Annotated in this window: 18 protein-coding genes; 5 read left to right on the forward strand and 13 right to left on the reverse strand. The window is 75.1% G+C overall.

Features of this window, described 5'->3' with window-relative positions; all coding sequences use genetic code 11:
• Nucleotides 1-71: 71 nt before the first annotated feature.
• The 11 genes from ACIQI7_RS28840 to ACIQI7_RS28890 all read right to left on the reverse strand — a co-directional run bounded on the left by ACIQI7_RS28840 (nucleotide 72) and on the right by ACIQI7_RS28890 (nucleotide 14,774).
• Complete coding sequence (locus ACIQI7_RS28840; RefSeq protein WP_401115334.1) at nucleotides 72-1,070, reverse strand: YdcF family protein; 999 nt, start codon at nucleotides 1,068-1,070, stop codon at nucleotides 72-74.
• 74 nt (nucleotides 1,071-1,144) lie between these two features.
• Nucleotides 1,145-2,107 (reverse strand): prolyl aminopeptidase, encoded by a 963-nt coding sequence (gene pip, locus ACIQI7_RS28845; protein WP_401115337.1) that lies wholly within the window; start codon nucleotides 2,105-2,107, stop codon nucleotides 1,145-1,147.
• A 187-nt stretch (nucleotides 2,108-2,294) separates the two neighbouring features.
• Nucleotides 2,295-3,188: a lysophospholipid acyltransferase family protein gene (locus tag ACIQI7_RS28850; RefSeq protein WP_401115340.1), complete on the reverse strand. Its 894-nt coding sequence runs from the start codon at nucleotides 3,186-3,188 to the stop codon at nucleotides 2,295-2,297.
• Entirely contained in the window at nucleotides 3,185-4,018 is an 834-nt protein-coding gene (locus ACIQI7_RS28855; protein WP_401115344.1) for a GNAT family N-acetyltransferase, read from the reverse strand. Before ACIQI7_RS28855 ends, ACIQI7_RS28850 begins: the two co-directional genes overlap by 4 nt.
• Nucleotides 4,019-4,369: 351 nt before the next feature.
• The gene (locus tag ACIQI7_RS28860) at nucleotides 4,370-5,773 is read right to left on the reverse strand and encodes a serine hydrolase domain-containing protein (RefSeq protein WP_401115347.1); all 1,404 of its coding nucleotides are present in this window, start codon (nucleotides 5,771-5,773) and stop codon (nucleotides 4,370-4,372) included.
• 56 nt (nucleotides 5,774-5,829) lie between these two features.
• A complete protein-coding gene (locus ACIQI7_RS28865; RefSeq protein WP_401115676.1) occupies nucleotides 5,830-7,155 on the reverse strand; it encodes a M1 family metallopeptidase in 1,326 nt (441 codons plus the stop codon).
• A 47-nt stretch (nucleotides 7,156-7,202) separates the two neighbouring features.
• Complete coding sequence (locus tag ACIQI7_RS28870; RefSeq protein ID WP_401115350.1) at nucleotides 7,203-11,171, reverse strand: Pls/PosA family non-ribosomal peptide synthetase; 3,969 nt, start codon at nucleotides 11,169-11,171, stop codon at nucleotides 7,203-7,205.
• 381 nt (nucleotides 11,172-11,552) lie between these two features.
• Entirely contained in the window at nucleotides 11,553-12,416 is an 864-nt protein-coding gene (locus ACIQI7_RS28875) for an NmrA family NAD(P)-binding protein (RefSeq protein ID WP_401115353.1), read from the reverse strand.
• A complete protein-coding gene (locus tag ACIQI7_RS28880; protein WP_401115357.1) occupies nucleotides 12,413-12,901 on the reverse strand; it encodes a hypothetical protein in 489 nt (162 codons plus the stop codon). The genes ACIQI7_RS28875 and ACIQI7_RS28880 overlap by 4 nt, the downstream gene beginning before the upstream one ends.
• A 113-nt stretch (nucleotides 12,902-13,014) precedes the next feature.
• Nucleotides 13,015-13,536 carry a MarR family winged helix-turn-helix transcriptional regulator gene (locus ACIQI7_RS28885; RefSeq protein ID WP_401115361.1) on the reverse strand — a complete coding sequence of 174 codons (522 nt, stop codon included), beginning with the start codon at nucleotides 13,534-13,536 and terminating at the stop codon, nucleotides 13,015-13,017.
• A gap of 56 nt (nucleotides 13,537-13,592) precedes the next feature.
• Nucleotides 13,593-14,774: an FAD-dependent monooxygenase gene (locus tag ACIQI7_RS28890; RefSeq protein WP_401115365.1), complete on the reverse strand. Its 1,182-nt coding sequence runs from the start codon at nucleotides 14,772-14,774 to the stop codon at nucleotides 13,593-13,595.
• Between the two features lie 233 nt (nucleotides 14,775-15,007).
• On the opposite strand from ACIQI7_RS28890, the gene ACIQI7_RS28895 reads away from it, so the two are divergent.
• Nucleotides 15,008-15,613, forward strand: a complete 606-nt coding sequence (locus ACIQI7_RS28895; protein WP_401115368.1) for a TetR/AcrR family transcriptional regulator — start codon at nucleotides 15,008-15,010, stop codon at nucleotides 15,611-15,613.
• 86 nt (nucleotides 15,614-15,699) lie between these two features.
• On the opposite strand, the gene ACIQI7_RS28900 is transcribed toward ACIQI7_RS28895, so the two are convergent.
• A complete protein-coding gene (locus ACIQI7_RS28900; RefSeq protein WP_401115371.1) occupies nucleotides 15,700-16,374 on the reverse strand; it encodes a TetR/AcrR family transcriptional regulator C-terminal domain-containing protein in 675 nt (224 codons plus the stop codon).
• 131 nt (nucleotides 16,375-16,505) lie between these two features.
• Here ACIQI7_RS28900 and ACIQI7_RS28905 point away from each other — a divergent pair, with 131 nt between their 5' ends.
• Together ACIQI7_RS28905 and ACIQI7_RS28910 are read left to right on the forward strand one after the other, a co-directional pair.
• Nucleotides 16,506-16,838: a hypothetical protein gene (locus ACIQI7_RS28905; RefSeq protein ID WP_387755249.1), complete on the forward strand. Its 333-nt coding sequence runs from the start codon at nucleotides 16,506-16,508 to the stop codon at nucleotides 16,836-16,838.
• A gap of 241 nt (nucleotides 16,839-17,079) precedes the next feature.
• Nucleotides 17,080-18,699 carry an alpha/beta hydrolase gene (locus ACIQI7_RS28910; protein ID WP_401115376.1) on the forward strand — a complete coding sequence of 540 codons (1,620 nt, stop codon included), beginning with the start codon at nucleotides 17,080-17,082 and terminating at the stop codon, nucleotides 18,697-18,699.
• 538 nt (nucleotides 18,700-19,237) lie between these two features.
• Here ACIQI7_RS28910 and ACIQI7_RS28915 read toward each other — a convergent pair.
• Nucleotides 19,238-19,969, reverse strand: a complete 732-nt coding sequence (locus tag ACIQI7_RS28915) for an ABC transporter ATP-binding protein (RefSeq protein WP_401115379.1) — start codon at nucleotides 19,967-19,969, stop codon at nucleotides 19,238-19,240.
• A gap of 420 nt (nucleotides 19,970-20,389) precedes the next feature.
• Here ACIQI7_RS28915 and ACIQI7_RS28920 point away from each other — a divergent pair, with 420 nt between their 5' ends.
• Together ACIQI7_RS28920 and ACIQI7_RS28925 are read left to right on the forward strand one after the other, a co-directional pair.
• A complete protein-coding gene (locus ACIQI7_RS28920; RefSeq protein WP_401115382.1) occupies nucleotides 20,390-23,734 on the forward strand; it encodes an FtsX-like permease family protein in 3,345 nt (1,114 codons plus the stop codon).
• Nucleotides 23,731-26,568, forward strand: coding sequence for a hypothetical protein (locus ACIQI7_RS28925; RefSeq protein ID WP_401115385.1), 2,838 nt, complete (start codon nucleotides 23,731-23,733; stop codon nucleotides 26,566-26,568). The genes ACIQI7_RS28920 and ACIQI7_RS28925 overlap by 4 nt, the downstream gene beginning before the upstream one ends.
• The last annotated feature ends 69 nt before the right edge of the window (nucleotides 26,569-26,637 follow it).

A 26,637-nucleotide genomic window follows, 5' to 3' on the forward strand; every position in this document is an offset into this window, starting at 1 on the left:
GAGGCCGCACCCGCACCGTGCCGCACCGCGCCGGCACCTGCACCGCACCGGGCGGGCGGGCCCGGGGTGGATCAGAGGGCCACGAGCACGCCGCAGAGGGCGATGAGGCCGCAGATCCCGAAGTTGACCAGCTTGTGCGAGAGGAAGATCGCGGCGAACTCGCGGATGGTGGCGCTCGGCCAGTAGTACCGGGCGGTGGGCGAGCCGAAGACGTGGCCGTTGACGCCGGTCTGCCGGGCGAGCAGGGCGGCCCGGAAGGCGTGGAAGTTGTTGGTGACCACGACGCACCGGTAGCCGGGCTTGGCCTGCTCCATGATGGCCTTGCTGAAGAGCAGGTTCTCCTCGGTGGTGCGGGAGCGGTCCTCCCGCTCCAGGTGCTCCTCGGGGAAGCCGCGCTCGACCAGGTAGTCGGCCATCGCGTGGGACTCCGGCAGCTTCTCGTCCGGCCCCTGGCCGCCCGAGGTGATCAGCACCGGCGGGTTGCCGCGGGCGGCCTGCTTCTCGTACACCTCGTGGCCCCGGTTCAGCCGACTGGCGAGCAGCGGCGGGACGCGCTCGCCACCGATCAGCCCGGAGCCGAGCACCACCACGAAGTCCACGTCCCGGCGCGGCCGGTGGCGGCCGTACAGGAAGGCGTAGCCGACGAAGCAGGTGAACAGGAAGGAGACGTAGCCGACCACCAGCACCGCGGTGCCCGCCAGGGCGGCCAGTTGCCGGGAGTGGACGACGAGGGCCGCGACCAGCAGCCCGATGACCCCGAGGATGCCCAGGCCGGCGAGCAGCGACAGCAGGTTGGCCGGCCGCCTGCCCTCCTTGCGGATCATGGTCAGGCCGTTGGCGAGCAGGAACCAGACCAGGGCCGCCGTGCCGAAGGCCGGGAGGATGACGATGAGGGCCGCGACGAGCGTGACCACCACGCCGGGCGCCTTGCGGAGTTCTGCGAGCAGGGCGAGGGAGAGGAGGGAGACGGCGATGCCGAGCAGGACGGCGTTGCTGAACTGGCGGCGGTCGCGTAGTACCCCGATTCCGAACAACAGGAAGAACAGGGCGGCTGGGGCATAGGCGATCATGCGTCGTATGGTAGGCCTTCCTCGGTCTGGACCATTCGTACGGAAGGCCCAACCGCCCCGGGGCTCCTGGCCGATCAGGCGAAGCGTTCGATCGCGGCCAGGACGGCGTCCCTCATCCGCGGGCTCCCGGTGTGCCCGGCCTCGTCGATGACCGTCAGTCGGGCGTCCGGCCAGACCTTCGCCAACTGCCAGGCGGTGTCGACCGGTCCGCCGAGGTCCAGCCGACCGTGGATCAGTTCGCCGGGGATTCCCGCCAGCCGCCCGGCGTCGCGCAGCAGTTGGCCGTCCGGCAGGAAGGCGTGGTGCGAGAAGTAGTGCGCGGTGATCCGGGTGAAGGCCATCAGGGCGTCGGAGGGGCGGTCGGTGTACGCGTTCGGCTTGCCCAGGGACTCGTGCGAGATGACCGCGTCCTCCCAGGTGGCCCAGGCGTTGGCGGCTGCCCGCCGGACGGACTCGTCGGTGCTGTTGAGCAGTCGGCTGTACGCGGCGAGCAGGGCGGAGGTGTCCCCGTCCCGGTCGGCGGCCGGAAGGAAGTCCCGGAACTCCTCCCAGGCGCCGGGCAGGAAGCGGCCCACGCCCCGGTAGAGCCAGTCGGTCTCCTCCGGGCGGGTCATGGTGACCCCGCAGATCACGATCGCGGAGACCCGCTCGGGGTGGGCCTGGGCGTACGCGAGGATCAGCGTGGAGCCCCAGGAGCCGCCGTACAGCAGCCACTTGTCGATGCCGAGGTGCTCGCGCAGCCGCTCCATGTCGGCGATCAGGTGCGCGGTGGTGTTGTGCTCAAGGCTGGTCGACGGGTCGGCGGCGGACGGCAGGCTGAGCCCGCAGCCGCGCTGGTCGAACTGGACGAGGTGGTAGCGCTCCGGGTCGAAGTACCGCCGGGAGCCCGGGCTGTGACCGGAGCCGGGCCCGCCGTGCACCACCACGGCGGGCGTTCCGGCCGGGTTCCCGGAGGCGTTCCAGTGCATCCGCTGCCCGTCGCCGACGTCCAACAGGCCTTGAGCGTACGGCTCGTAGAGGGGATACGGCTCGGGCATCGGTGACTCCTCCGTGATCGTACGAGTGGACCCGGGGAGCCTACCCCGGCGTCGGATCCCGAGGCGGCCCGTCCGCGACGGGCGGAGTCGGCGGGGGCGCTCAGCCTGCCCGACCGTGTGAGAAGCCGGTCCGCAGTCCGCCGCAGCGGCAGTCCGCCCCACCAGAGCCCGCCGCACCGGCGGCCGGTCAGCGGATGCCCTCGATCGCCGCCTGCGCCGTGCGGGCCAGCTCGCGCCGGGCTCCGGCCCGGCCGGGCCGCGGGCCGGGCGGCGGTATCGGCGGCAGGAAGGTCACGTCGGCGACCAGTCCGCGGGCGGCGACCACCCGGGCGAGCGAGGTGAGCAGCCCGTCGTCCCCGATGAAGGCGGGCACGCTGGTCGGCCGCCCGTCCGCCAGCCGGTAGCGGATCGTCACCGGCTGGACTTCGGCACCCGCCTCCACCGCGGCCTGGAACAGCGCGGGCCGGAACCGGCCGCTCTCCCGCCCGCACCAGGTCGACCCCTCCGGGAAGACGATCACCGGGTGCCCGGAGCGCAGCACCTCGGCCACCGCCGCCACGGTGTCCGGCAGGGTCCGCAGCCGGTCGCGGTCCAGGAACACGGTGCCGCCCCAGGCGATCAGCGGGCCGAGCACCGGCCACTGCCGGACCTCGGTCTTGGCCAGCGACCGGCCCGGCCGCCCGGCGGCGAGCAGCGGTATGTCCAGCCAGGACACGTGGTTGGCCACCACGAGCACCCCGCCGCCCGTGCCGCCGCCCGTGCCGCCGCCCGTGCCGCCGCCCGCGCGCGGGCCCGCGCCCGCGCCGCCGTCCCGGCCAGTGCCGGGGCCCGGTCCGTCGGGCCCGGTGAGGTGGACGGTCACCCCGAGGGTGCGCAGCACCACCCGCGCCCAGAGCCGGACCAGCCGGTCCCGGGCCCGCGCCGGGAACAGCCGGACCGGCAGGCTGAGCACGACCCCCGCCAGCACGGCGGCCAGACAGGCCGTCAACCGCAGCGCCCGCCGGGGGTGGGAGACCTCCGGCGAGGCTTCGGCCAGGCAGGTCTCGGGCCGGCAGGTCGCCGTGGGCAGCCAGACGCTCATGACGACGCGCCCGAGGCGGGTACGCCGGACAGGAAGTGCCGCAGGTAGCGGGGGTCGGTGCGCTCCAGCGACAGCAGCACGTACAGGTCGGCGCAGTCGAAGTCGGGGTCGTACGCGGGCTCGCCGCAGACCCAGGCGCCGAGCCGCAGGTAGCCGCGGAGCAGGGCCGGCAGCGCGCCCCGATCGGCGCGGGCCACCCCGGTGGCGTCCCAGCGGCGGTGCGGGGTGACCCGGTACTCCTCGGGGGCCAGGTGCTTGGCGCTGACGGTGTCCCAGACCCGGGCCGCGGTGGCGCCGCCGTCCGCCAGCTCGATCGAGCAGCAGCCGCCGACCCAGGTGTTGCCGGTGTCGGCGAGGTAGCGCGCTATGCCGCCCCACATCAGGTTGATGACGGCGCCGTTGCCCCGGTGGTCCGGGCGGATGCAGGAGCGCCCGAGCTCGACCAGGCCGGGGCGGAGCGGCGCGAGCGCGGAGAGGTCGAACTCGCCGTCGGAGTACAGCCGGCCGGCCCGGCGGGCGGCCTCGGGGCGCAGCAGCCGGTAGGTGCCGACGACGGCGCCCTGCTCGCCCTCGCGGACCAGCAGGTGGTCGCAGTACTCGTCGAACGGGTCGACGTCCAGACCGGCGACCGGGCTGTGCAGCACGGCGCCCAGTTCGGCGCCGAAGACCTGGTGGCGCAGCCGCTGGGCGGCGCGCACGTCGTCCTCGTCGCGGGCGAGGGAGACGGTGTACGCGGCCGGGGCGGCGGGCCGGGGGCGGGGCGCGGGGACCGCCGGGGCGTCGTGGGTGGTGGCGACTGCGGACGGAGCGTACGTGGGGACGGTGGTCATGGCGGACCCTCCAGGGCAGCACGATCGGCGGTGCCGTGGATCGCCAGGGCACCGTCCCGGTCCGCAGGCGGTTGGGCATGGGCGCGAACCGGTCCCCGTATGTCTCTCCGAGCCGGTTGGCGTTCATGTTGCGGCCCGGGGGATCGCAGATGTGCACCTGTTGAATGGGACCACCCGTGGCCCGGCGGTCATCCGCCCGGCACCGGGCGGTCGTTCGCCGGGGGTGGACAGCACACGCCACGGGGGCGTACGGCCGTGCCGCACACCCCCGTCGTCACCTCGCGGCTCTCAGATCGCGCTCGTCACGCCGCCGCTTTCACGCCGCTGTGCTTCCCGATCTCCACGCGCGGCTCAGAAGGCCCGCCAGCCCTCCGGGTCGACCCCGCCGGGGACGGCGCCCGCCGGCCCGTACGGCTCGCGGGTGTAGACGAAGGAGCCGACGTCGAGGTGGCTGACCGTGCCGTCGGGGTGGCGGACCACCCGCAGGGTCTCGCCCGCGTAGTAGTTCTCCACACCGGTCCAGGTGCCGTCCGGCTCGGGCCGGAAGCGCGAGCCCCGACCGGTGCCGGTGAGCGGGGTGAGCTCCAGCACCCGCCCGGGCCGCAGCCGCAGGGCGGCCGGGGCGGCGCCCCAGTACCAGGGGCCGGTGAGCGCCAGCAACTCGTCGTCCACCTCGCTCAGCGGGCGCCACGGTTCGGGCAGCCGGGGTTCGAGCTCGGCGGTGAGCGCGATCAACTGGGCGGCCAGCGAAGCGGCGCTGGCCCCGCTGGTGGCGTTGGAGAGGGCGTACGCGGCCAGGCCGTCGGCCTCGCTGATCCACAGGCCCGCGGTGAAGCCGGGCATCGATCCGGTGTGCCCGTACAGCAACCGGCCCTCGTGGCGGCGCAGTTGCAGGCCGAGGCCGTAGCCGCCGGCCCACTCGGAGTCGTCCGGGGCGACGGCGGGGCGGCGCATCTCGGCGAGGGTGTCGGCGGACAGCACCTTGTCGTCGCCCGCCGTCAGGAAGGCCGCCCAGCGGGCCAGGTCGGCGACGGTGGACCAGAGTTGGCCGGCTGGGCCCATCAGGCCGGTGTCGGTGAGCGGCTCGGGCAGCATGACGTCGGCCCAGGGGTGGACGGCGAAGCCCCCGGCGTGCGGGTGCTCGGGGAGCAGTGTGGTGCGGTCCATGCCGAGCGGGGCGAGCACCTCGCGGCGCAGCACCTCGTCCCAGGTCTCACCGCGCAACCTCTCCACCAGCGCGCCGAGCAGCGCGTAGCCGGTGTTGGAGTAGTGGAACACCCGCCCTGTCGGGTGCTTCGACGGCCGCTCGGCCTCCAGGAGGTCGCCGAGTCCGGGGCGCAGCGTGCCCTCGGTCCGCTCCCACCAGGGGGCGGGGGTCTCGGCGGTCAGGCCGGAGGAGTGCGAGAGCAGCTGGGCGACGGTCGCCCCGTCGGCGGGGGTGCCGGGCAGGTGGCGGGAGAGCGGGTCGGCGAGGTCGAGCAGACCCTCGTCGCGCAGCCGCAGCACCAGGACGGCGACGAAGGTCTTGGTGAGCGAGCCGATCCGGTACTGGACGTCCGGGGTCGGCGCGTGCCCGTCGACCATGCTGCGGGCGCCGCTCCACACCGGCTGCCCGTCACGCAGCACCCCGGCGACCATCGAGGGCGTGCGTCCCTCGGACTGGGCGACGGCGAGCCGGTGCAGCAGTGCGCGGCGGGTGGCGGGCAGCAGCTCGTGGGGCGGATCGGTCAGGTGGGCTTCTGGACTCATCGACATGTGCACGGACAGTAGCCCAGCCCGGCCCCGGGGCCGACCGAATAAGGGCGGAGCGCTCAGTCCGGCAGCTCCGGCAGCTCCGGCCGCTCCAGCCAGGCCTCGAACAGCGGGCCGAGCGGGGCGGCGGTGTACCGGGCGGCGTGCGCGCGCAGGTCGGCGGTGGTGACCACGCCGTGCCGGTTGGCGCCGGTCCAGTCCCGCAGCATCGCGAAGAAGGCGTCCTCGCCGAGGGCCCGCCTCAGCGCCTGCACCACCAGTCCGCCGCGCTGGTACAGCCGGTCGTCGAACATCAGCTTCCGGCCCGGGTCGCCGAGCCGCAGGTCCTGCGGCAGCCCGGCCAGCAGCCGGTGCGCGGCGGCGGCGTGCACGGCCGCGCCCGGGCCGCCGGCGTGCTCGGACCAGAGCCACTCCGCGTACTTGGCGAAGCCCTCGTTGAGCCAGATGTGCCGCCAGTCGGCGATCGTGACGCTGTTGCCGAACCACTGGTGGGCCAGCTCGTGGGCGATCAGCCGCTCGCGCTCCCAGCCGCCGCCGAGGTGGTTGGTGCCGAAGGTGGCGACGCCCTGCGCCTCCACCGGGACGTCCAGCTCCTCGTCCGCGACCACCACCGCGTACTCGCCGAACGGGTACGGGCCGAAGACCTCGCCGAAGTACGCCGCCATCTCCGGCTGCCGGGCGAAGTCCCGGGCGAACGCGGCGGCCAGGCGCTCCGGCACGTAGCCGGTCTGCGGCACCGCCGGGCGCACCGCCAGCGGCACCGGCCGGTAGTTCCCGATCGACACCGTCACCAGGTACGTCGGGGTGGGCGCGCTCTGCTCGTACACCCAGGTGGTGCTGGACGCCCTGGTGGTGCGGGTCAGCAGCCGGCCGCCGGCCACCACCGTGAACGGGGACGGCGTGGTGACCGCCAGCTGGTAGGCGGCCTTGTCGGCGGGCCGGTCGTTGCACGGGAACCAGGACGGCGCGCCGACCGGCTGGCTCGCCACCAGCGCGCCCTCGGTCAGCTCCTCCCAGCCCAGGCCGCCCCACGGGCTGCGCACCGGGCGCGGGTTGCCGGTGTAGTGCACCTCGACGGTGAACGCCGCGCCCGGCGCGAGCGCCCTGGCGGGGCGGATCCGCAGCTTGCCCGCGCGGTGGGTGTAGCGGGCGGCCCGGCCGTCGACCAGCACCCGCCCGATCCGGAAGTCGGCCAGGTCGAGCGCGAACTCCGCCAGCGCCGCGTCCGCCACCGCGCTCAGCCGGGCCGAGCCGGCCAGCCGGTTGGGTCCGGGCCGGTAGTCCAGCGCCAGCTCGTAGCGGTGCACCCGGTAGCGGTGGTCGCCGCTGTTCGGGAAGTACGGGTCCGGGGCGCCGGCGGCCGCCGGGACGTGCTTGGGCTTCACGGGGACGTGCGCTTCCTGCGGGCCGGGACGGGTGGACGGGGAGGTGGTCACGACGTGGTCTGCCACGCCTCGATCGGGTTGCCCAGCCACCGCGTGTCGGCGGGGACGGACTCGGCGCGCATCACCAGCGAGGCCGGGCCCAGCGTGCTGCGCGCGCCCACCGTGCTGCCGGGCAGCACGATGCCGCCCGGGCCCAGGGTGGCGCCCTCGCGGAGGACCACAGTATCCATCCGCATGATCCGGTCGTGGAAGAGGTGCGTCTGCACCACGCAGCCCCGGTTGACCGTGACCCCGTCGCCGAGGGTGACGAGGTCCGCCTCCGGCAGCCAGTAGCTCTCGCACCAGACCCCGTGCCCGACGTGCGCGCCGAGCGAGCGCAGCCACAGGTTGAGCACCGGGGTGCCCGGCACCGCGCCGACCAGCCACGGCACCGCCAGCATCTCCACGAAGGTGTCCGCCAGCTCGTTGCGCCACACGAAGCCGCTCCACAGCGGGTGCTCCACCGCCCGGAACCGTCCGACCAGCAGCCACTTCGCCGCCACCGCGACCAGGCAGGCCACCGCACCGGCGGCCAGCAGCACCAGGCCCGACAGCAGCGCGGCGGTCAGCGATGAGCCGGCCGCCGACCAGGACAGCGCCGCCACGGTCAGCAGGCCCAGCGCCCCCGAGGCCAGCACCGGCACCAGCCGGCCCAGTTCGACCAACCCGCGCGCCCACAGCAGCCGGGCCGGCGGCTCGTAGGTCAGGCTCTGGTCGGCCCGGTCCGCGGAGCGCGGCAGCCGCATCGGCGGCATGCCCAGGTACGAGCCGCCCTTCTTCGCCTTCGCCGGGGTCGCCGACAGCACGCCCACCAGGCCGCGCTTGGGCACCGAGCGGCCCGGCGCGGTCATCCCCGAGTTCCCGAGGAACGCCCGCTCGCCGACCTTCGCCTCGCCGAGCCGCACCCAGCCGCCGCCCAGCTCGTACGGGGCCATCAGGGTGTCGTCGGCCAGGAACGCGCCGTCACCGACCGTGGTCAGGCTGGGCAGCGCCAGCACGGTGGACACCTCCGCGCCCCGGCCGACCCGCATCCCGAGGGCGCGCAGCCACAGCGGCGTGACCAGGCCGGCGTAGAGCGGGAACAGCACCTTGCGGGCCCGGTCCATCAGCTGGGTGACGGTCCACGCCTGCCAGCCCACCCGGCCGTGCAGCGGGTGCGTCCCGGGCACCAGGCCGACGCTCAGCAGCCGGACCAGCACCACCAGCTGCGCCGCGTACACCGCGCCGAACGCCAGCGTGGCGGGCAGCAGGCCGAGCAGCGCGCCGCCGAGCGCCGGGCCGAGGGCCGCGCGCTGGTCGACGAACCGGGACAGCACGGCCAGCGCGGCGATCGCGGGCGGCACCGGGAGCAGGCCGAGCACGGCACCGCTGGCGCCGTACAGCGAGGCCCAGCGGGCCCGGCGGGCCGGACGCTCCTCGGGCCAGTCGCGCTCGGCGCGGCCCAGCTTGACGGCGGGCGCGCCGCCCCAGCGCTGGCCGGTCGGGACCTGGCCGGTGACGCTGGAGCCGGCCGCCACCTGGGCGCGCTTGCCGACCCGGGCGCCGGGCAGCAGTGTCGAGCGGGTGCCGACCACGGCGCCGGAGCCGATCTTGACCTGGCCGATCAGCAGCCGGTCGCCGTCCAGCCAGTAGCCGCACAGGTCCACCTCGGCCTCGACCGCGCAGCCGCGGCCCAGCTTCAGCATCCCGGTGACCGGCGGCAGCGAGTGCAGGTCCACCTCGGGCGCGACCTTGGCGCCCAGCGCCCGGGCGTAGCGCACCAGCCAGGCGCCGGACAGCGAGTCCGCGCCGGTCAGCTCGGCGAGCCGCTCGGCGGTCCACAGCCGCAGGTGGACGGAGCCGCCGCGCGGGTGGCTGCCCGGGCGCACGCCGCGCAGCAGCAGCCGGGCGCCGCCCGCCGCGACGGCCAGCCGGCCCGGCGGGGTGAACAGCGCGAGCGCGCCCGCGCCGACCCACCACCAGGAGGCGGTGGGCGCCCACGGGTAGTCGCCGAGGTGGGTGAGCAGGTTCCCGGCGGCCAGCAGGGCCACCGTCCAGCGCAGTCCGACGACGGTGAACAGCGGGATCAGCAGGAGCAGTTGGAGGAGCTTGGCCCGGGTCGGCACCAGGGTGACGGTGCGGGCCTCGGTGCTCTCGCCGGCGCTGCGCTCCAGGTGCCGGGCGAGCTTGCGCAGCGTCGGGTGCTGGTAGACGTCCAGCACGGCCGCGCCCGGGTAGCGGGTGCGCAGCAGGGTGGTCAGCCGGGCGGCGGCCAGGCTGCCGCCGCCGATGGCGAAGAAGTCGTCGCGCGGGCCGCCGACCCGGACGCCGAGGATCTCCGACCACTGCTCGGCCAGCCAGGCCTCGGTGCCGTAGAGCTGCTCGCCCGGACCGGTGGTCTCCGACGCGGGCAGCGGCCAGGGCAGGGCGTTGCGGTCGACCTTGCCGGAGGTCCGGGTGGGCAGGGACTCGACGGTCGCCAGCAGCGGTACCAGGGCGGCGGGCAGCTCGGCGCGCAGCCGCTCGACGGCCTGCTCGCGGTCGAAGCCCTCCTGGACCACCAGGTAGCCGACCAGCAGCTGGTTGCCGCCGCGCGCGGTCCGTACGGCGGCGGCCGCGCCCGCCACCCCGGGCAGGGCCTGCAGGGCCGCGTCGACCTCGCCCAGCTCGATCCGGCGGCCGCCCAGCTTGATCTGCTCGTCGGTGCGGCCGAGGAACAGCAGGCCGGCCGGGTCGGCCTGGACGAGGTCGCCGCTGCGGTAGGCGCGCTCCCAGCCCAGCGAGGGCAGCGGCGCGTACTTCTCGGCGTCCTTCTCCGGGTCGAGGTAGCGGGCCAGGCCGACCCCGCCGATCACCAGCTGCCCGGTGCCGCCGGGCGCGACCGGCCGGCCGGCCTCGTCCACCACGGCGAGGTCCCAGCCGTCCAGCGGCAGGCCGATCCGCACCGGGCCGTCGCCGGTCAGCAGGGCGGCGCAGGCGACCACGGTGGCCTCGGTGGGGCCGTAGGTGTTCCACACCTCGCGGCCCTCGGTGACCAGGCGCTGCACCAGCTCGGGCGGGCAGGCCTCGCCGCCGAAGATCAGCAGCCGCACCTCGTTGAGCGCCTCGGCCGGCCACAGCGCGGCCAGCGTCGGGACGGTGGAGACGACGGTGATCTCCTGCTCGGACAGCCAGGGGCCGAGGTCGGCGCCGCTGCGCACCTGGGAGCGGGGGACCGGTACCAGGCAGGCGCCGTGCCGCCAGGCCAGCCACATCTCCTCGCAGGAGGCGTCGAAGGCCACCGAGAGGCCGGCCATCACCCGGTCGCCGGGGCCGATCGGCTCCTCCTGGAGGAAGAGCGCTGCCTCGGCGTCCACGAAGGCGGCGGCGTTGCGGTGGGTGACGGCCACGCCCTTGGGCCTGCCGGTCGACCCGGAGGTGAAGATGATCCAGGCGTCGTCGGCCGGGGTGGGGCGGCGCTCCGGGGCGGGCGCTCGCTCGGCCGTCGTCGCCAGGCCGAGCCCGGTGCCGAGCACGGCGGCGACGGCGGCCTCGCCGAAGACCAGCTCGGCGCGCTCGTCCGGGTCCTCGGCGTCCACCGGGACGTAGGCGGCCCCGGCGGCGAGCACCGCGAGGATCGAGACGTAGAGGTCGTTGGTGCCGGAGGGGACGCGCACGCCGACCCGGTCGCCGGGGCCGATCCCGGCGGCGGCCAGCCGGCGGCGCAGCTGCTCGACCTCGGCGGCCAGCGCGCGGTAGCTGAGCACGGTGCGGCCGTCGTCCAGGGCGGGTTCGTCGGGGTGGGCGCGGACGGTGGCGTCCAGCACGTCGACCAGGGTGCGCGGGGCGGTGGCCGGGCGGCCGGGGAACAGGGCGAGTTCCCGCTGCGGCTGCTGCCGCTGCACCGGTTGCACCGGCTGCACCGGCTGCTTCGGCGCGGCCTGCGGCGCCGGCTGCTGCGGGGTCGACTCCTGCGGTGGCGCGGCGTAAAGCTCCGGGTGGCTCGGTTCAGCTGTCATGGCAGCCGTGCGCTCCTCGTCCTCGCCCCGTTCCGACCGATGCCCGGCCCGTGGGGCGGTGGGAGCACCGCCTGATCGGGTGACCCCACTCCGGGGCCGGAGCGGACAACCCGACCGATGGTAGCCCGGGGTCGACGATCCGGCAGGAGCGGACTCTCGGCCCAACTGGCGCTGGAACGACCGGATCTGACGTCACGTCAGTCGACAACTGAGGCCTAGTGTCATCGATGTGACGAGACGTCAGTGGAATTGACGAATCGTCAGGTCGATTTCTCGACCGTGACCCACGCCACACGGAATGCTGCTCCCTTCGGGTGGCGGGCCGGGTCTCCCCCGGGCCGAACCGTCCGGTCCGGGCCCGGCCCGCCGTGCTGCGGGCGGTCAGCGGAACCGGTGCAGGTTCTCGCCGAGGAAGGCCTCCAGGGAGCGCGGGGCGCGTCCGGTGAGGCGGCGGAAGGTGTCGTCCGGCGTCTCCTCGCGGACCACCGCGAGCCGTTGGATCTCCACCACGTGGGTGGCCAGCCAGCCCGGCATCCCGGCCCGGCCGACCAGGTGGGCGTGCAACTCGGTCGGGCTCAGGTCGAGGTAGCGGACCGGCCGGCCGAGCAACTCGCCCAGCAGCGCGGTGAGCTCGGAGTGGCTGTAGGCCCGTCCGCCGGTGAGCGGATAGCAGCCGCCGGCCAGTTCGGGGCGGGTGAGCACCTCGGCCGCGGCGTCCCCGACGTCCCGGACGTCCACGTAGTTGCACCGCGCCTGCCCCAGGGCGCCGTGCACCACCCCGGCGGCGATGCCGGGGGCCAGGAGCAGCAGCTTCTGCATGAACGCGTACGGCCGCAGGACGGTCGCCGTGACGCCGGAGCGCCGAAGCCGCTCCTCGATCAGGTGGTGGCCGCGGGAGACGGCGACGGGGGAGTCCGGCTCGGCGGCGGGTGCGGAGACCTTGACGATGTGCTCCACGCCGCAGTCGACCGCCGCCTCGATCGCGTTCAGCTCGTACCGGACCTGCTGCGGGCCGTTGGCCATGGTGAGGAGGAGCTGGTGCGCGCCACGGAACGCCGCGCGCAGGGAGGCCGGGTCGGCGGCGTCGGCCGGGGCGGTGGTGGTCCGGGCGAGCGTGTGCCCGTCCAGTGCGGCGGCGAGTCGGGCGGGGTCGCGGCTGAGCGCGCGGGTCGGCGCACCGAGCGCGGCGAGGCTGCGCAGGGTGGCGCCGCCGGTGGCGCCACCGGCGCCCATGATGACGATCATGACGTCTGCCTTTCGGGTCGGGGTGCGGCGGGGAGCCCGTGCTGAGCCGCTCGGGCGGAGCGGCTGCCGCGCCAGCGCCAGGTGGTGATGGTGGCGGCGATCGCCGAGGAGACCGCCAGGTCGAGCGGGAGTCGGCGCGGCCACGGGCTGTCGGCGAGGGCCGGGAGCTGCGGCAGCCAGCGGCTGGCGGCGAGGCCGACGGCCAGGCCGAGCGCCGCGGCGAACAGGCCGAGGGCGGCGGCCGCGAGCGCGCGCGGGGTCCGGGCGGGCCGGCTTCGGGAGGGGCGGCGGCGCAGCACGGCGCCGAGTGCGGCGGCCACCAGGGCGGAGGTGCCGCCGATGGTGGTGAGCGCGGCGGTCACCAGCTGCGGCTGGCCGGTGAGGGCTCCGCCGGCCCCGGCGGTGGCGGCGGGCATGGCGTAGGCGGCCAGGACCTCGCGCCACAGGACGAAGGGCGGGGGAGCGCCGGGAGCCTTCTTGCTCATGGGTGGAACTTCCTCTGGTAGGTGGTAAGGCGCCTAAGTATTTGTGCTTAGGTGCCTAACTATCTGGGCCGGAAGGAGGCGGGCCGCCGGACGGCGGCCCGCCTGGGTGCGGATCAGTCCTCGGTGAGCGCGTCCATGCCCGCGACCACGCGGGCCAGCAGCTCCAGGAAGGTGGCGCGCTCCTCGACGGAGAGGCCGCCGACCAGGGCCTGCATCCGGGCGAAGTGCTCGGGCGCCAGTTCCCGCAGCCTGTCGGCACCCCGCGCGGTGAGGATCACCACGTTGCCGCGGCCGTCCTCGGTGGACGGCCGGCGGGCCACCAGGCCCTCCCGTTCCAGGCCGTCGACCAGGCCGGTCACCGTCGCCCGGGAGACGCCGAGGCTCGCCGCGAGCTGGGAGGGCGACTTCTCGCCGCCGTGGTCCTCCAGGTCCGCCAGCAGCCGGTAGCGGCCGGTGGAGAGGCCGAACCGGCCGAAGTGCACCTCGCCGGCCTGGCCGATCCGGGCGCCCGCCGCCATCAGCCGGGCCGCGACCAGGACCGCCTGCGGATCGGCGGTGAGGCCGTAGCGGGCGATCTGGCGGCGGGCCTGGTCGAGGCTGGGGGCGGTGGGGCCGCTCTCGGGCTGCTGGGTCACGAGAAGTAATATGGCGCCTAATCTGATTCCCGGTCAAGTGGGCCGGGGCTTCGGGCCTACGCCGGGGTGGCGCGCGGGGTGATCCGGGGCGGCGTCCAGTCGGCGTGCCGCAGCACGGACCGGACCATCGCGCCGGGCGGGGTGAGCCGGATCGCCGCGTTGCGCAGGCCGACCGCCAGCGGGTGGGCGAGCTGCTGGCCCATCCGGCCGGCCCGGCGGGCGTCGCGGGCCACGGTCTGGCTGCGCGGACGGCGGGCCGCGTCGTAGTGGGCGAGCGCGCCCTCGACCGTCCGGGACCCGGCGAGGGCCGCCGCCAGGGTCACCGCGTCCTCCAGGGCCTGGCAGGCGCCCTGGCCGAGGTGGGGCGTCATGGCGTGCGCCGCGTCGCCGAGCAGGGCGATCCGGCCCGAGACGTAGGACGGCAGCGGGGTGGCCAGCGCGTTGACGTCGTGGTGCAGCACCGCCTCCGGCCGGGTCGCGGCCAGCAGCGAGGGGATCGGCTCGTGCCAGCGCCCGAAGCGTCGGCGGACCTCGGCCAGCGGGTCCCGGTAGCGGACCCCGGCCGGGGCGTTCAGGACCGCGTGCCACTCGGCGGCGCCGTCCGGGAAGGCGATGTGGCCGAACTCCGCGCCGTGGCCCCAGGTCAGCTCGAAGTCGGCCTTCAGCCCGTCGATCGGGCGCTCGGTGATCGCCCGCAGCACCGTCGAGCCGCTGTACACCGGCCCGGGGTGGTCGGGGAAGAGGCGGCGCCGGAGCCGGCTGTTGATGCCGTCGGCCGCCACCAGGAGGCCGGCCTCCAGGGCGGTGCCGCCGACGCCGACCCGGACCCGGAACGGCCGGGTGGTGTCCACCTCGGCCACCTCGGTGCCGATGACGAGCGACTCGGCGGGCAGCGCCTCGCGCAGGATGCGGTGCAGGGCCGCGCGGGGGATGCCGACGATCGGTGCGCCCAGCTCGCGTTCCAGCGCCGCGCCGTCCATCGCGGCGAGCCGGCGGCCGTCCGGGGTCCGGGTGCCGCCGGTGTACTGGCGGCGGGCGGCCGCCTCGACGGCCTCGCCGACCCCCAGGGCGGCGAGCGCGCGCATCCCGTTGGCGGCCAGGGAGATGCCGGCGCCCGCGTCGTCCAGGACGGCCGCCCGCTCGACCACGGTCACGTCCCACCCCGCCAGCCGGAGCCCGATCGCGGCGGCCAGCCCGCCGATACCGCCCCCGACCACCACCGCGCTGTTGCCGCTCATGCCCGGTCCTTCCCGTGTCGCCGCGCTGCTTTCTACAGCTGTAGAAGGAGCGTACTACGGGGCTGCCGGCGGGCGGACGGGGGTGGGTGCGGGGCCGCCCGAGCGATGCGGCGGCCGGCGGCGGTCGGCGGTCGGTGGCGGTGGTCGGCGACGGTGGCCGACGGCGGCGGGCGGCGGCCGGTCCGGTCCGAGGGGATGCGCGGCGGACGGCGCGGCCCCGGTAGAAAGGGGGGATGCGGCGACACGAGGACCAGAAGCGCGACGATGCGGGACGGCCGGACCGGCGGACGGTGTTGGCGGACGCCGCGATCGGGGTGCTGGCGGACCTCGGCGTGCGCGGACTGACCCACCGGGCGGTCGACGCGGCGGCCGGGCTGCCGGTCGGGACAACCTCGGCCTACCTGCGGACCAGGCAGGCGCTGCTCACCGCGCTGGTGCGGCGGCTGGTGGAGCTGGACCAGGGCGAGCTGCACGCCATGGGGCAGCGGGTGCCGGTCCGTTCGGCCGCGGAACTGGCGGACGGAATCCGGGAGTTGATGCGGCGACGGCTGTCCGGCGACGGGCGGCGGCGCTCGCTCGCCCGGTACGCCTGCGCGGTGGAGAGCGTACGCGACCCCGAGCTGCGCGAGATCCTCGTCCCCCGGGAGAACGCCGGGCGCACCGCCGTCCGCGGGTTCCTCGCCGACCGGGGCGTGGCCGACCCGGACGGACGGACCACCACGCTGCTGGCCTGCATCGACGGCCTGGTCTTCGAGCACCTGGTGGGCGGCGGCGAGCCCGGGGCCGACGCGGTCCACGGGCTGGTGGCGGCCGCCCTGCGGGGGGCGGTCGCGGGCTGAGACGGGGTCGGCCGACCCGCCTCGCGGGGCGTGTCCGGCCCGTCCCGCCCGGTCCGGGCGGGACGGGCCGGCTGTGAGCCGTCCGATCAGGCCCCGGCCCCCCGGGCGTGCGCCAGCTCGGCGGCGTACCCGGCCAGCAGGATGCGCAGCGTGCGCCGGAAGCACTGCTCGGAGTCGAGGCCCTCGCCGGTCGCGAAGGCCCGCGCCAGGTGGGGGTGGACCTCCTGGTCCAGCGCGGCGAACTCCTCCGGGCGGGGCTCGGTGCCCTCGTGGTGGGGCGTCTCGCCGACCTCGCCCAGGGTGTGCCCGATGGTCCACCGGACGACGGAGTTGAGCACGTCGAGCGCGTCGCCGAGCGGGACGCCGTCCTCATGGAGCACCGCGATGCCGCGCTCCAGCAGGGCGAGGGAGGCCGGGGTGGCGGCCGGGCGGGTGGCCAGCACGGTGAGCATGGCGGGGTGGTCGAGCAGCAGCCGGCGCAGCTCGACGGCGAACTCCCCGACGACCGCCGTCCACGGGCCCCCGGGTTCGGTGAACAGGCTCCCGGCCGACAGCTCCAGCAGGCGCTCCACCATGCCGTCCAACAGGGCGGCCTTGCTGGGGACGTAGTAGTAGAGCGTCATGCCCTCGACGCCGAGCGCCGCACCGAGCTTGCGGTTGGAGAGCGCGGCGAGCCCGTGCTCGTCGACGTAGGCGAGCGCGGCGTCGATGACCTTCTCGCGGGTCAGCCCCGTCCGCGGACGGGTGCGCCGGGTCGGCATCGGTTCCTCCTCCGCCCCGGGGTGCTCCGGCCGGGGCTGTGCGGCTTGGGCCTTGACAAGTCTTGCAGTGCAAGAAAACAATACTCGGCGTCAGCTTCTTGCACTGCAAGAAAAACTCTGGGGAGGATGTCGTGCAGCTCGTCGCCGTGATGGTGCGCAAGCTCAACGAGGGTGTGGAGTACGGGGAGTTCCGCAAGGCGTGGATCCCGGACGAGGTGTTCCCGGACGACCCGCGCACCCGGGTGATCAGCGCCACCGCGCTGGAGGACTCGCGGGAGATCGTCACCATCGCGCTGATCGAGGGCGACCACGACCCGGAGTCCGTCGAGGCGTGGACGGAGCGGGTGGCCCCGGTCGAGGCGCGCCGCTTCGAGCGGATCAAGGACCTGGTCGGCCCGCCGAGCCTGAACGCCGTCTACCAGGTCGTCGCCGAGGACGACCTGTCGCGGCCGATCGCGCGGTAGCGGTCGCCCCCGGGGTGCGGGCGCGGGGATTCCGCACCCCCGGCCGATCCGGGCGGTCGACGGCCGATCGGCGACGCGGATGACACGCCATCAAATAAATCAACCGTCAAGTTGGTTCATTCACAGAATGTTTCTCGACGGTTTCCGTGTCGGGCGGACGATTTGCGCCCCTCCCGGGTCTTCACACGGAGATCTCCGGCTGACAGGCTGGGGCCGCCCTTTTCAGTACGGAGGAGGTTCCTTGTCCCGCATATCCAAGCTGGCCGGAGCGGTCACCTGCGCTCTCGCACTTGTCACCGGTACCGCCGTCGCCGCGTCGGCGGCGCCCGTCGACCAGGCCCCGGGCCTGCTCGAGGCGAAGGTCGACCCCGTCGCCTGGACGCCGTGCAACCCGGATCCGACCAAGCCGGACCCCGGTATCTACGACTGCGCCGTGTACCCCGTGCCGCTGGACTACGACAACCCGTCGGGCGAGAAGATCGGCATCGCCATGATGCGGCGGCGGGCGAGCGACCCGTCGAAGCGGATCGGCTCGCTGTTCCTCAACCCCGGCGGCCCGGGCGGCAGCGGTTACCTGTGGGCGACGACCAGCCGCTTCGGCGCCGAAGTGCAGTCCAAGTTCGACCTGGTCGGCTTCGACCCGCGCGGCGTGGCCCGGAGCAACCCGCTCAAGTGCTTCAAGACCCAGGAGGACGCCGACGCGGTCAACAACCGCATGGTCGGCGTGCCGGTCACCAAGGCCGAGATCAACGAGACGCTGGACGCCGACCAGGACTACACCGACGCGTGCAGCAAGAACGCCGGCCCGCTGATCGAGCACATGTCGACCATCAACGTGGTGCGCGACCTCGACCGGATGCGCCGCGCCGTCGGTGACTCCCAGCTCACCTTCGCCGGGTTCTCCTACGGCACGCTGATCGGTTCGACGTACGCCAACATGTACCCGAACAAGGTCCGCGCGATCATCGTCGACGGCAACGTCGACCCGAACCTGCGCCTGCACAACGGCCTGGAGTACGACCGCCAGCGGGCGAACGGCTTCGAGCTGGCCCTGGACGAGTTCCTCAAGCGCTGCCAGGCCGCCGGCGCCCCGCGCTGCGCCTTCGGCGAGGGCGACACCCGGGCCAAGTTCGACCAGCTCCGGGACCACCTGCGGACCAGCCCGATCACGCTGCCGAACGGCTCCAAGGTGACCCTGAGCAGCTTCACCGGCGAGGTCGCCAGCGCCCTGTACTCGCAGGCCAAGCTGGCCCCGCTGGCCAAGTCGCTGCAGGCCACCTACCAGGTGTTCCAGAAGCCGGCCGCGACCGCCCTGCTGGCCCCGCAGGCGAACGTCTCGGACGAGGACGCCAACCTGCTCTCGGTGGACGTCCCGCGGGCGGCGCTGCGGGAGGCCCCGGTGGACTCCGAGTACACCGCGGACGACTCCTACCTGGCCGTCAACTGCCAGGACAAGCCGTACCCCTCCAACGACCGGGTGTTCGCGAACGCGGCCAAGGCGTGGGAGAAGGACATGCCGACCTTCGGCCGCTACCAGGCCTTCGACGCGCCCGCGTGCGCGAGCTGGCCGGCCCCGGCCCGGGACGCCGAGCGCTTCTCCGGCCCGTGGAACAAGAAGACCTCCAACACCGTGATGGTGATCGGGAACCTCTACGACCCGGCCACCCAGTACAAGTTCGCCGAGCGGATGCAGCAGCAGCTCGGCAACGCGGTGCTGGTCAGCGTCGACTCGATCGAGCACTGCGCCGTGGGCCGCAGCCAGGCGCTGAACCAGCTGGTCACCCGCTACTTGGTGGACGGCACCGCGCCGGCGCCCGGCCAGCTGCTGAAGCCGGACGCGGAGATCTTCCCGGCGGTCTGACGGAACGGCCCCCGGTGACCCGGGGGAGGGCGTGACGGTCGTGGTGGTCGGCTTCGCAGCCGGCCACCACGACCGTTTTCTGCGGGCGAGTTCCCGGAGGGTCGGAAAGGCTGCAGAGAACGCGGCAGTGGATCGCCGTCGAACCTCCGCTGGAGTGGAATCCGGCGGGTTGCCGGCGACCGTGGCCAATGCCACTGACCACGGGATTCCGGTGCGAAGCCGGAGGCCACCGCGGGGCGGCCCACCGAGAGCGACGTACTGCCGCACTGTTGACAAAACGATTCCCGCGGCCGGAAATCCGCGTCGGCGTCGGAGCCGTCGGCTTTCCCGGACTCGGGAAGGTGGGGGACGGCTCAGGGGGCGGGAATTCTCCCGGCGAAGGCCCGAGCCCCGGGGCCCGCCCTCGCCGCCGGCGCCCCGCGGGCGTGAGGAGGAGCCGCGGGCGTGGGATGAACGGCAGGCGTGCGGAGGGAACCCCGCGGGCGTGGGGAGGCACCCCGCCTCCCCACGCCCGTGACCGACCCCGGGGCCCGCTCCGCTAGGCGGCCCGTTCCGCCGCCTCCTCGATGATCCGTCCGTCCCGGACCTCGATCACCCGGTCGGCGAGCCCCATCAGCGTCGGGTCGTGGGTGGCGACCAGCACCGTGACGCCCTCGCTGCGCACCACCGCGCGCAGCAGTTCCATGATCGAGCGGCCGGTCTCGGAGTCCAGCTGGCCGGTCGGCTCGTCGGCGATGATCAGGCTGGGCTCGTTGGCCAGCGCACGGGCGATGGCGACGCGCTGCTGCTGGCCGCCGGAGAGCTCGCCGGGGCGCTGGTTGGCGTGGTCGGCCAGGCCGACCAGGGCGAGCAGGGCGTGGGCGCGCTCCTCGCGCTCGGCGGCCGGGGCCTTGCGCAGCCGCATGGGCACGCCGACGTTCTCGGCGGCGGTGAGCATCGGGATCAGCCCGAAGGACTGGAAGACGAACCCGATCCGCTCCCGCCGAAGGGCGAGCCGGCCGTCCTCGTCCAGTCCGGCGAGGTCGGTGCCGTCCAGCGCGATGGTGCCGCCGGTCGGTGTGTCCAGGCCGCCGACCAGGTTGAGCAGGGTGGTCTTGCCGGAGCCGGAGCGGCCCTTGAGCGCGGCGAGTTCGCCGCGACCGACGGTGAAGGAGACGCCGCGAAGGGCGTGCACGGCCCGCTCGCCGGTGCCGAAGCTCCGGCGGAGGTCGGTCACGGCCACCATCGGCCGGGTGGTGGTGTCGACAGTGGCGGCCTGATGCTGCGTCATGCGGCGTCCCCCTGTGGGCGGCGTGGCGGCCCGGTTCCATCCGGATCCCGTCCGGTTCTACGGATATGACTGCTCCGGCGGTTCACGTTCCCGGGTGGGAAACCGAGAAGGCGGTTCCCGGGTCAAAAGGGTGCGCCGAAGCCGGAGTTGTGAAGTGTGCATGGCATTCAAGCGGGGGCTTCCCCGGCCCGGATGCTACCAAGGAAAGGAATTTGCTCACTGCTTACTTGATTCGCGCAAGTCCCTTCCGTTCCTGGATCGGATCTGACAGCATCGTCCGCTATCCGGCGACCGATTGCCGGTGATCAATGCGCCGGTGTGCTCCCGATGTGTCCGTCCGCGGCCGAGTTGTCCTCGGATCGGATCGACGAGCGGGGCCCGGGATGCAACCGGGGACCGTGAATCCGGGGGAGGAACTTGATGCTCGGCTTCGTCGTGCGCCGACTGCGCGGGCGAGTGCCGCTGGCTGCCGCCGTCCTGGCGGCGGTGCTGATCACCACGTCCGTGCTGACCGCCTTGGTGGCCTTCAACAGCAGTGTCGGCGAGGCCGGCCTGCGACAGGCGCTCCAAGGAACCGGTCACGCCCGGACCACGGTGGCGGTGACCGGCGAGCACGGACTCGACCAGCGGACCAAGGACGAGGCGGCCGTCGCCGCCTACCGGCAGAAGCTCTTCGGCGACCTGCCCGTCCGCACCGACAGCCTGACCCGCAGCCGTTCCTACGGCCTGCCGGTCTCCGGCACCGCTGCGGACGGCACACCCGCCAACGGCACACCCGCCAACGGCAGCGCCCCCAACGGCACCGCCACGGGTGGCGCCCCCGCGGGCCAGGCCGCCGGTGCCCCGCTCGACCTCACGGTCCTCGCCGACCTCGACCGCGGCCGGGTCCAACTGCTGGCCGGCGCCTGGCCGACCGCCGCCACCGCGCCGGTGCAGTCCGCCGCTCCGGAGGTCGCCGTCCCGCAGAGCCTGCTGCGTCGGCTCGGCCTGGCCGAGCAGGCCCTGCCCGCCGAGGTCCGGATCGTCGACCGGACCGACAACAAGCCGCTCACCGTCCGGATCACCGGCGTCTACCGGGCCACCGACTCGACCGCCCCGTACTGGCGGATCGACCCGGTCGGCGGCCACGAGATCGAGGTCGGCGGCTTCACCACCTTCGGCCCGATGATGGTCGACCGGAGCGCCTTCACCACGGCCGGCCTGGTCCAGAGCGGCGCCGGCTGGTCGCTGGACGCCGACTTCTCCGGCACCGACCGGGCCACCGCGCAGGCCGTCGGCGACCGCGCTCGGGCCCTCTCCGAGGAACTGCGGCGCACCGCCTCGCTCGGAGCGTCGACCGAACTGCCGGACATCATGAACGAGTTGTCCGCCAGCATGGTCGTCGCCCGGTCCACCCTGCTGATCGGCGCCCTCCAGCTGGCGGTGCTCGCCGCCGCGGCCCTGCTGCTGGTCGTCCACCTGATCGCCGCGCGGCAGGAGTCCGAGAACGAGATGCTCGCCGCGCGAGGTGCCTCGGCCGTCCGGCTCGGCTCCTTCACCGCCCTGGAGTCGCTGCTGCTGGCCCTGCCCGCGGCGGTGTTCGCGCCGCTGCTGACCCCGGTCCTGGTCCGCGCGCTGGCCGGCCTCGGCAGCTCCCGGCAGATCGCCCTGGACACCGGCGTCAGCTGGTCGCTCTGGCCGGTGGCCGTGGTCTGCGCGCTCGCCTGCATCCTGCTGGCCACCGTGCCCAGCGTGGTGCGCGGCTTCGGCGCCGCCCTGCGCCGCCGGGCCGGCCGCCGCCAGGCCGTGGTCTCCGGCGTCGCCCGCAACGGCGGCGACCTCGCCGTGCTCGCCCTGGCCGCGCTCGCCTACCAGCAACTCGACCAGTACGGCGGCGGGCTGTCCCCCGACTCCCGCGGCCGGCTCGACGTGGACCTGCTGCTGGTCGCCACCCCGACCCTCGCGCTGTGCGCCGGCACCCTGGTGGTGCTGCGGCTGCTCCCGCTCGTCGCCCGGCTCGGCGCCCGCGCGGCGGCCCGGGGCCGGGGCCTCGGCCCCGCCATGGTCGGCTGGCAGCTGGCCCGCCGGCCCGGCCGGGCCACCGGCCCGGTCCTGCTGCTCGTCATGGCCGTGGCCACCGGTGTCCTGGCACTGGGCCAGCACGCCACCTGGACCTCCTCCCAGCGCGACCAGGCCGCCTTCACCACGGCCGGGGGCCTGCGGATCTCCGGCTCGCACAACTCCGTGATGGGCCAGGGCGGCCGCTTCGGCAGCCTGCCCGGCGGTGACCGGGTGCTCCCGGTGGTGCGCGACGAGCAGCCGCTGCAGGGCGGCGCCGGCCAGCTGCTGGCCGTGGACGCCGCCGCCTTCGCGGAGCGCGTCCCGGTCCGCTCCGACCTGATCGACGGCCGCTCCGGCGCGGAGGTCTTCGGAAGCCTCGCCGCACCGGCCGTGGCCGGCATCCCGCTGCCGGGCCGACCGCTGCGGATCGACGCCGACATCGCGGTGAGCCAGCCGGAGCCGGCCGCCGCCTGGAGCAGTCCGGTCCACCCCGAGGTCCGGCTGCTGCTGCGCGACCGCTTCGGCCTGGTCTACAAGGTCCCGTTCGGTGACCTCCCGCTGAACGGCCAGGTCAGCACCTCGGTCCGGCTCGGCCCGCTGGTCGACGCCCCGGTGGGCTCGGTCGCCGCTCCGCTGACCGTGGTCGGCGCGACCGTCGCCTTCAGCGACCGCGGCGCCGGCGAGGTCACCGTACGGAACCTGGCCGTCTCGGAGTCCGCCGACGGGCCGTCGACCGCCGTGCCGGTACCGGCCGGTGCCGCCTGGAGCCTGAAGCCCCCGGCGTCCCGCGCCACCACGGACGGCTCGCCGCTGGCCGCGCTCGACTCGGAGAAGGCCGCCGCCGACAGCCTGTTCACCGTCCGCTACCGCTCCGGCAGGGGCATCGGCGACGCGGTGCGCGCCGTGCTGAGCCCGGCCGGGTCGATCGGGACGCCCGCTCCGGCCACCGTCAACGCCGTCGCCACCCGCGACTACCTGAAGGCCGTCGGAGCGTCGGTCGGCGACACCCTCCAGGTGCCGTTCAGCGGGGTCGTCGTCCCGGTCAAGGTGACCGCCGCGGCCGAGGCCGTGCCGGTGGCCGGCCGCCGGGCCCTGGTGATGGACCTCGGCACCGTCGCCCGGGTGCTGTCCCTCCAGGACCGCAACCTGCCCACCCGCACCGAGTGGTGGCTGCCCGCCGCCGGGCCGGGCGACCGTGCCCCGGCCGAGACCGCCGCCGCCCTGCGCGGCGCCCCGGGGAGCCAGGACCTCGCGCTCTACGAGGAGGTCGCCGACGGCCTCCTCGGCGACCCGGTCGGGGCGGCCCCGCAGAGCGCGCTGATGGCGATCGCCATCGTCACCGGCATCCTCGCGGCGATCGGCTTCGCCGCCGCCGTGGCCGGCTCCGCCCACGAACGCTCCCGGGACTCCGCGCTGCTGCTCGCCCTGGGTGCCCCGCGCAAGCAGGTCACCCGCACCGTCGCCGCCGAGAACGCGGTGCTGGTCGGCCTCGGCGGGATCGTCGGTCTGGCCCTGGGCGCCCTGCTGGTGCGGCTGATCGTGCCCTTCGTGGTGCTGACCCCGGCCGCCCGCCGCCCGCTGCCCGAGGCCCTGGTCGAGCTGCCGTTCGGTCAGGCGCTGCTGTTCGCGGCCGCGATCGCCGTCGTCCCGCTGCTGTCGGCCTTCCTGCTCGGACGCCGGCGCCGGGACGTGGCCTCCCGGCTGCGCCACGTGGAGGAGATGTGACCACCGAGTCCGGCACCACCGTGCCCGCGCCCGCGTCCGGGCCCGTGGACGCCGCCCACCGGCCCGCGCCCTGGGTCCGTACCAGGCTGCGCGCGATGCCGCTGGCCGCGCTGCTCACGGCGGCCCTCGTCCTCGTCACCGTGTTCCTGGCGTCGGCCTACCCCCGCGTCGCGGACCGGGGCGCGGACACCGCGCTCCAGGAGTTCACCCGCAGCCTGGGCGCCAACGTGACCAACCTGGAGTACACCGCCGAGACGGCCCGGAGCGACACCGGGGCGGACCTGGAGGCGATCCAGCGGAAGCTGAGCCAGCGGATCGGACGGGACCTCCCGCTGCTGCCGTCGGCCCAGACCTACGGCACCCGGGTCAAGACCGAGCGCAAGATGTTCAACCGGGGGTTCACCCGGATCTCCGACAACGCCGTCCCGGCGCTCAACCTGTACTACCTCCACGGCCTCGCCGACCGGGTGACCCTGACCGCGGGCAGCTGGCCGGGCCCCGCCCCGGCCGACGGCCCGCTGCCGATCGCGCTGAGCCAGCAGGCCGCCGAGACCATCAACATCAAGGTCGGCGACGTCATCGAGAGCGGGACCGACGGACCCTTCACGCTGCGCACCACCGTGGTCGGCCTCTACCGCGTCAACGACCCCCAGGACCCGTTCTGGGAGGGACTCGGCTGTCCGGCCAGGGCCTGCCTGGGCCTCAAGGGCGACGCCGCCTGGTACTGGACCACCGGCTTCGTCGACGGCGGCAGCCTGTCCGCGCTGTCCGGCTGGGGCGGGAGCGGCCAGAACTTCTGGCGGCTGCCCCTGGACCCCGCTTCGCTGCGCGCCGACCAGCTCGACCGGACCCGCGCGACCCTCGGCTCGTACATGGCCGGCCCCGGCATGACCGCCCTGGTCGACTCGACCCTCCGGGCCGACCTGCACGCCACCTCGCTGATGCCGGACGTCCTCGCCCGGGCCGCCGACCGCTACCGGGCCGCGGGCCCGCTGGGCGCCGTCGGGCCCGCCGGGGTCGCCGGCGTCGCGATCGTCGTGCTCTGCCTGGCCGCGGCGCTCAGCACCGACCGGCGCACCGCCGAGATCCGGTTGCTCCAGGCCCGCGGCGGCTCGCGCGGCGGAGTGCTGCTGCGGCTGCTCGGCGAGGGCGCGGTGACGGTGCTGCCCGCCGCGGTCCTCGGCACGGCCCTCGCGCTGGTGCTGCTGCCCACCCCGCGCTGGGGCAACTCGGTGCTGCTCGCCCTCGCCGTGACCCTGTTCGCGATCCTGGCGTTCCCGGCCCGGGCCGCGATGCTCTGGGCGCGTCCCCGGGCGGCCGGCGGCTGGCGCCGGGTGATCGGCGAACTCGCCGTGCTGGGCGTCACCGCCGCCGCCGTGGCCGAGGTCCGCCGTCGCGGCGTCGGCCACCCGGGCAGCGACGTGGACCCGCTGCTGGTGGCCGCCCCGCTGCTGCTCGCCGTCTCCGGCGGCCTGCTGCTGGCCCGGATCGAGCCGGTCGTGGTCGGCTGGCTGGCGGCACTCGCCGGCCGCGGCCGCGGACTGGTCGGCTTCCTCGGCCTCGTCCGGGCCGCCCGCGACAGCTCTGGCCGGCGCCGGCCCTCCGCGCTGCCGCTGCTCGCCCTGCTGATCGCCGTCACCGCCACCGGCTTCGGGGCCACCGTGCTCGACACGGTGGACCACTCCCGGACGCGTGCCGCGCGCATCGCCACCGGCGGCGACGTGTCCGTCAGCGTGCCGACCTACGCCGGCCTGCCGGAGGCCTTCACCAAGGCGGCCGGCGAGCTGCCCGGCGTCCGGGCCGCGACCGGCGCCTGGGTCGAGGAGCGGGCCACCTTCATCGGCGGCGACCGGGTCAGCACCGACGCCATCCTGGTGACGGTCGATCCCCAGGCCTACGCGGAGATCTCCCGCACCGCCGGGGTCGGCGAGTTCGACCCGGCCGCGCTGGCCGCCGCGCCGGCCGGCCAGGACGGCCCGGTGCCCGCGCTGTTCAGCCGGGACCTGGCCGACCGGCTGGCCACGGGTGCGCCGCAGGTGCGCACGCCCACCGGGAGCCAGATGGCCGTCACCGCCGCCGGGGTCGTCACCGCCACGCCCGCCCTGGCGGACCCCGGCAAGCCGTTCGTCGTGGTGCCGGCCGGCCCCGCCACGGAGCGCCTGCCGGAGCTCAGGCGGGCGAGCAAGGTGAACAAGTGGTTCGCGGTCGGCGAGGTCGACCCGGACCGGGTCCGCGCCCTGCTCATCGAGCGCGGCATCGCCACCGGCGTGACCCTGGGCAAGCACGCCAAACTGGTCGACGAGGAGGCCAGGGCGGCCGGAAAGACCTCCGGCGGCCTGCCCCCCGGCTACGCGGTGCACAGCAGCCGCGAGAAGATCGCCGAGCTGGCGGCCGACCCGGTGCAGCACGCCGCCGGACGGATGTTCTGGTACGCGGGCTTCGCCGCCGCCGGATTCGCCCTGCTCGCCGTGCTCCTGACGCTGCTGCGGGCCGCGCCGGACCGTACGGCGGTGCTCGCCCGGCTGCGCACCATGGGCCTGCGGCCCCGGCAGGGCCTGGCCCTGATCATCGCCGAGTCGCTGCCGCAGACCCTGGCGGCGGCCGTCGGCGGCGGCCTGGTCGCCCTGGCCGCGGTCGCGCTGCTCGGTGGCGCCTTCGACCTCTCGGCGCTGGTCGGCGCCACGGTCGGCGAGACCCTGGCCCCGGCGGTGCTGCCGGTGCTGCTGCCCACCGCCGGTCTGACCCTGGTGGTCTGCCTCGGCGTGGTGCTGGAGACGCTGGTCGCCGGACGGCGCCAGATAGCCACCGAACTGCGAGCGGGGGAGCGGCAATGAGGCCGGGAACGACGGCGGCCGGTGACGCGGACGGAGGGCCGCGACCGGCGGCCGGGAGCGGTGCACGGG

It is taken from the genome of Kitasatospora sp. NPDC092039, from assembly GCF_044756065.1.
Classification (GTDB): Bacteria; Actinomycetota; Actinomycetes; order Streptomycetales; family Streptomycetaceae; genus Kitasatospora.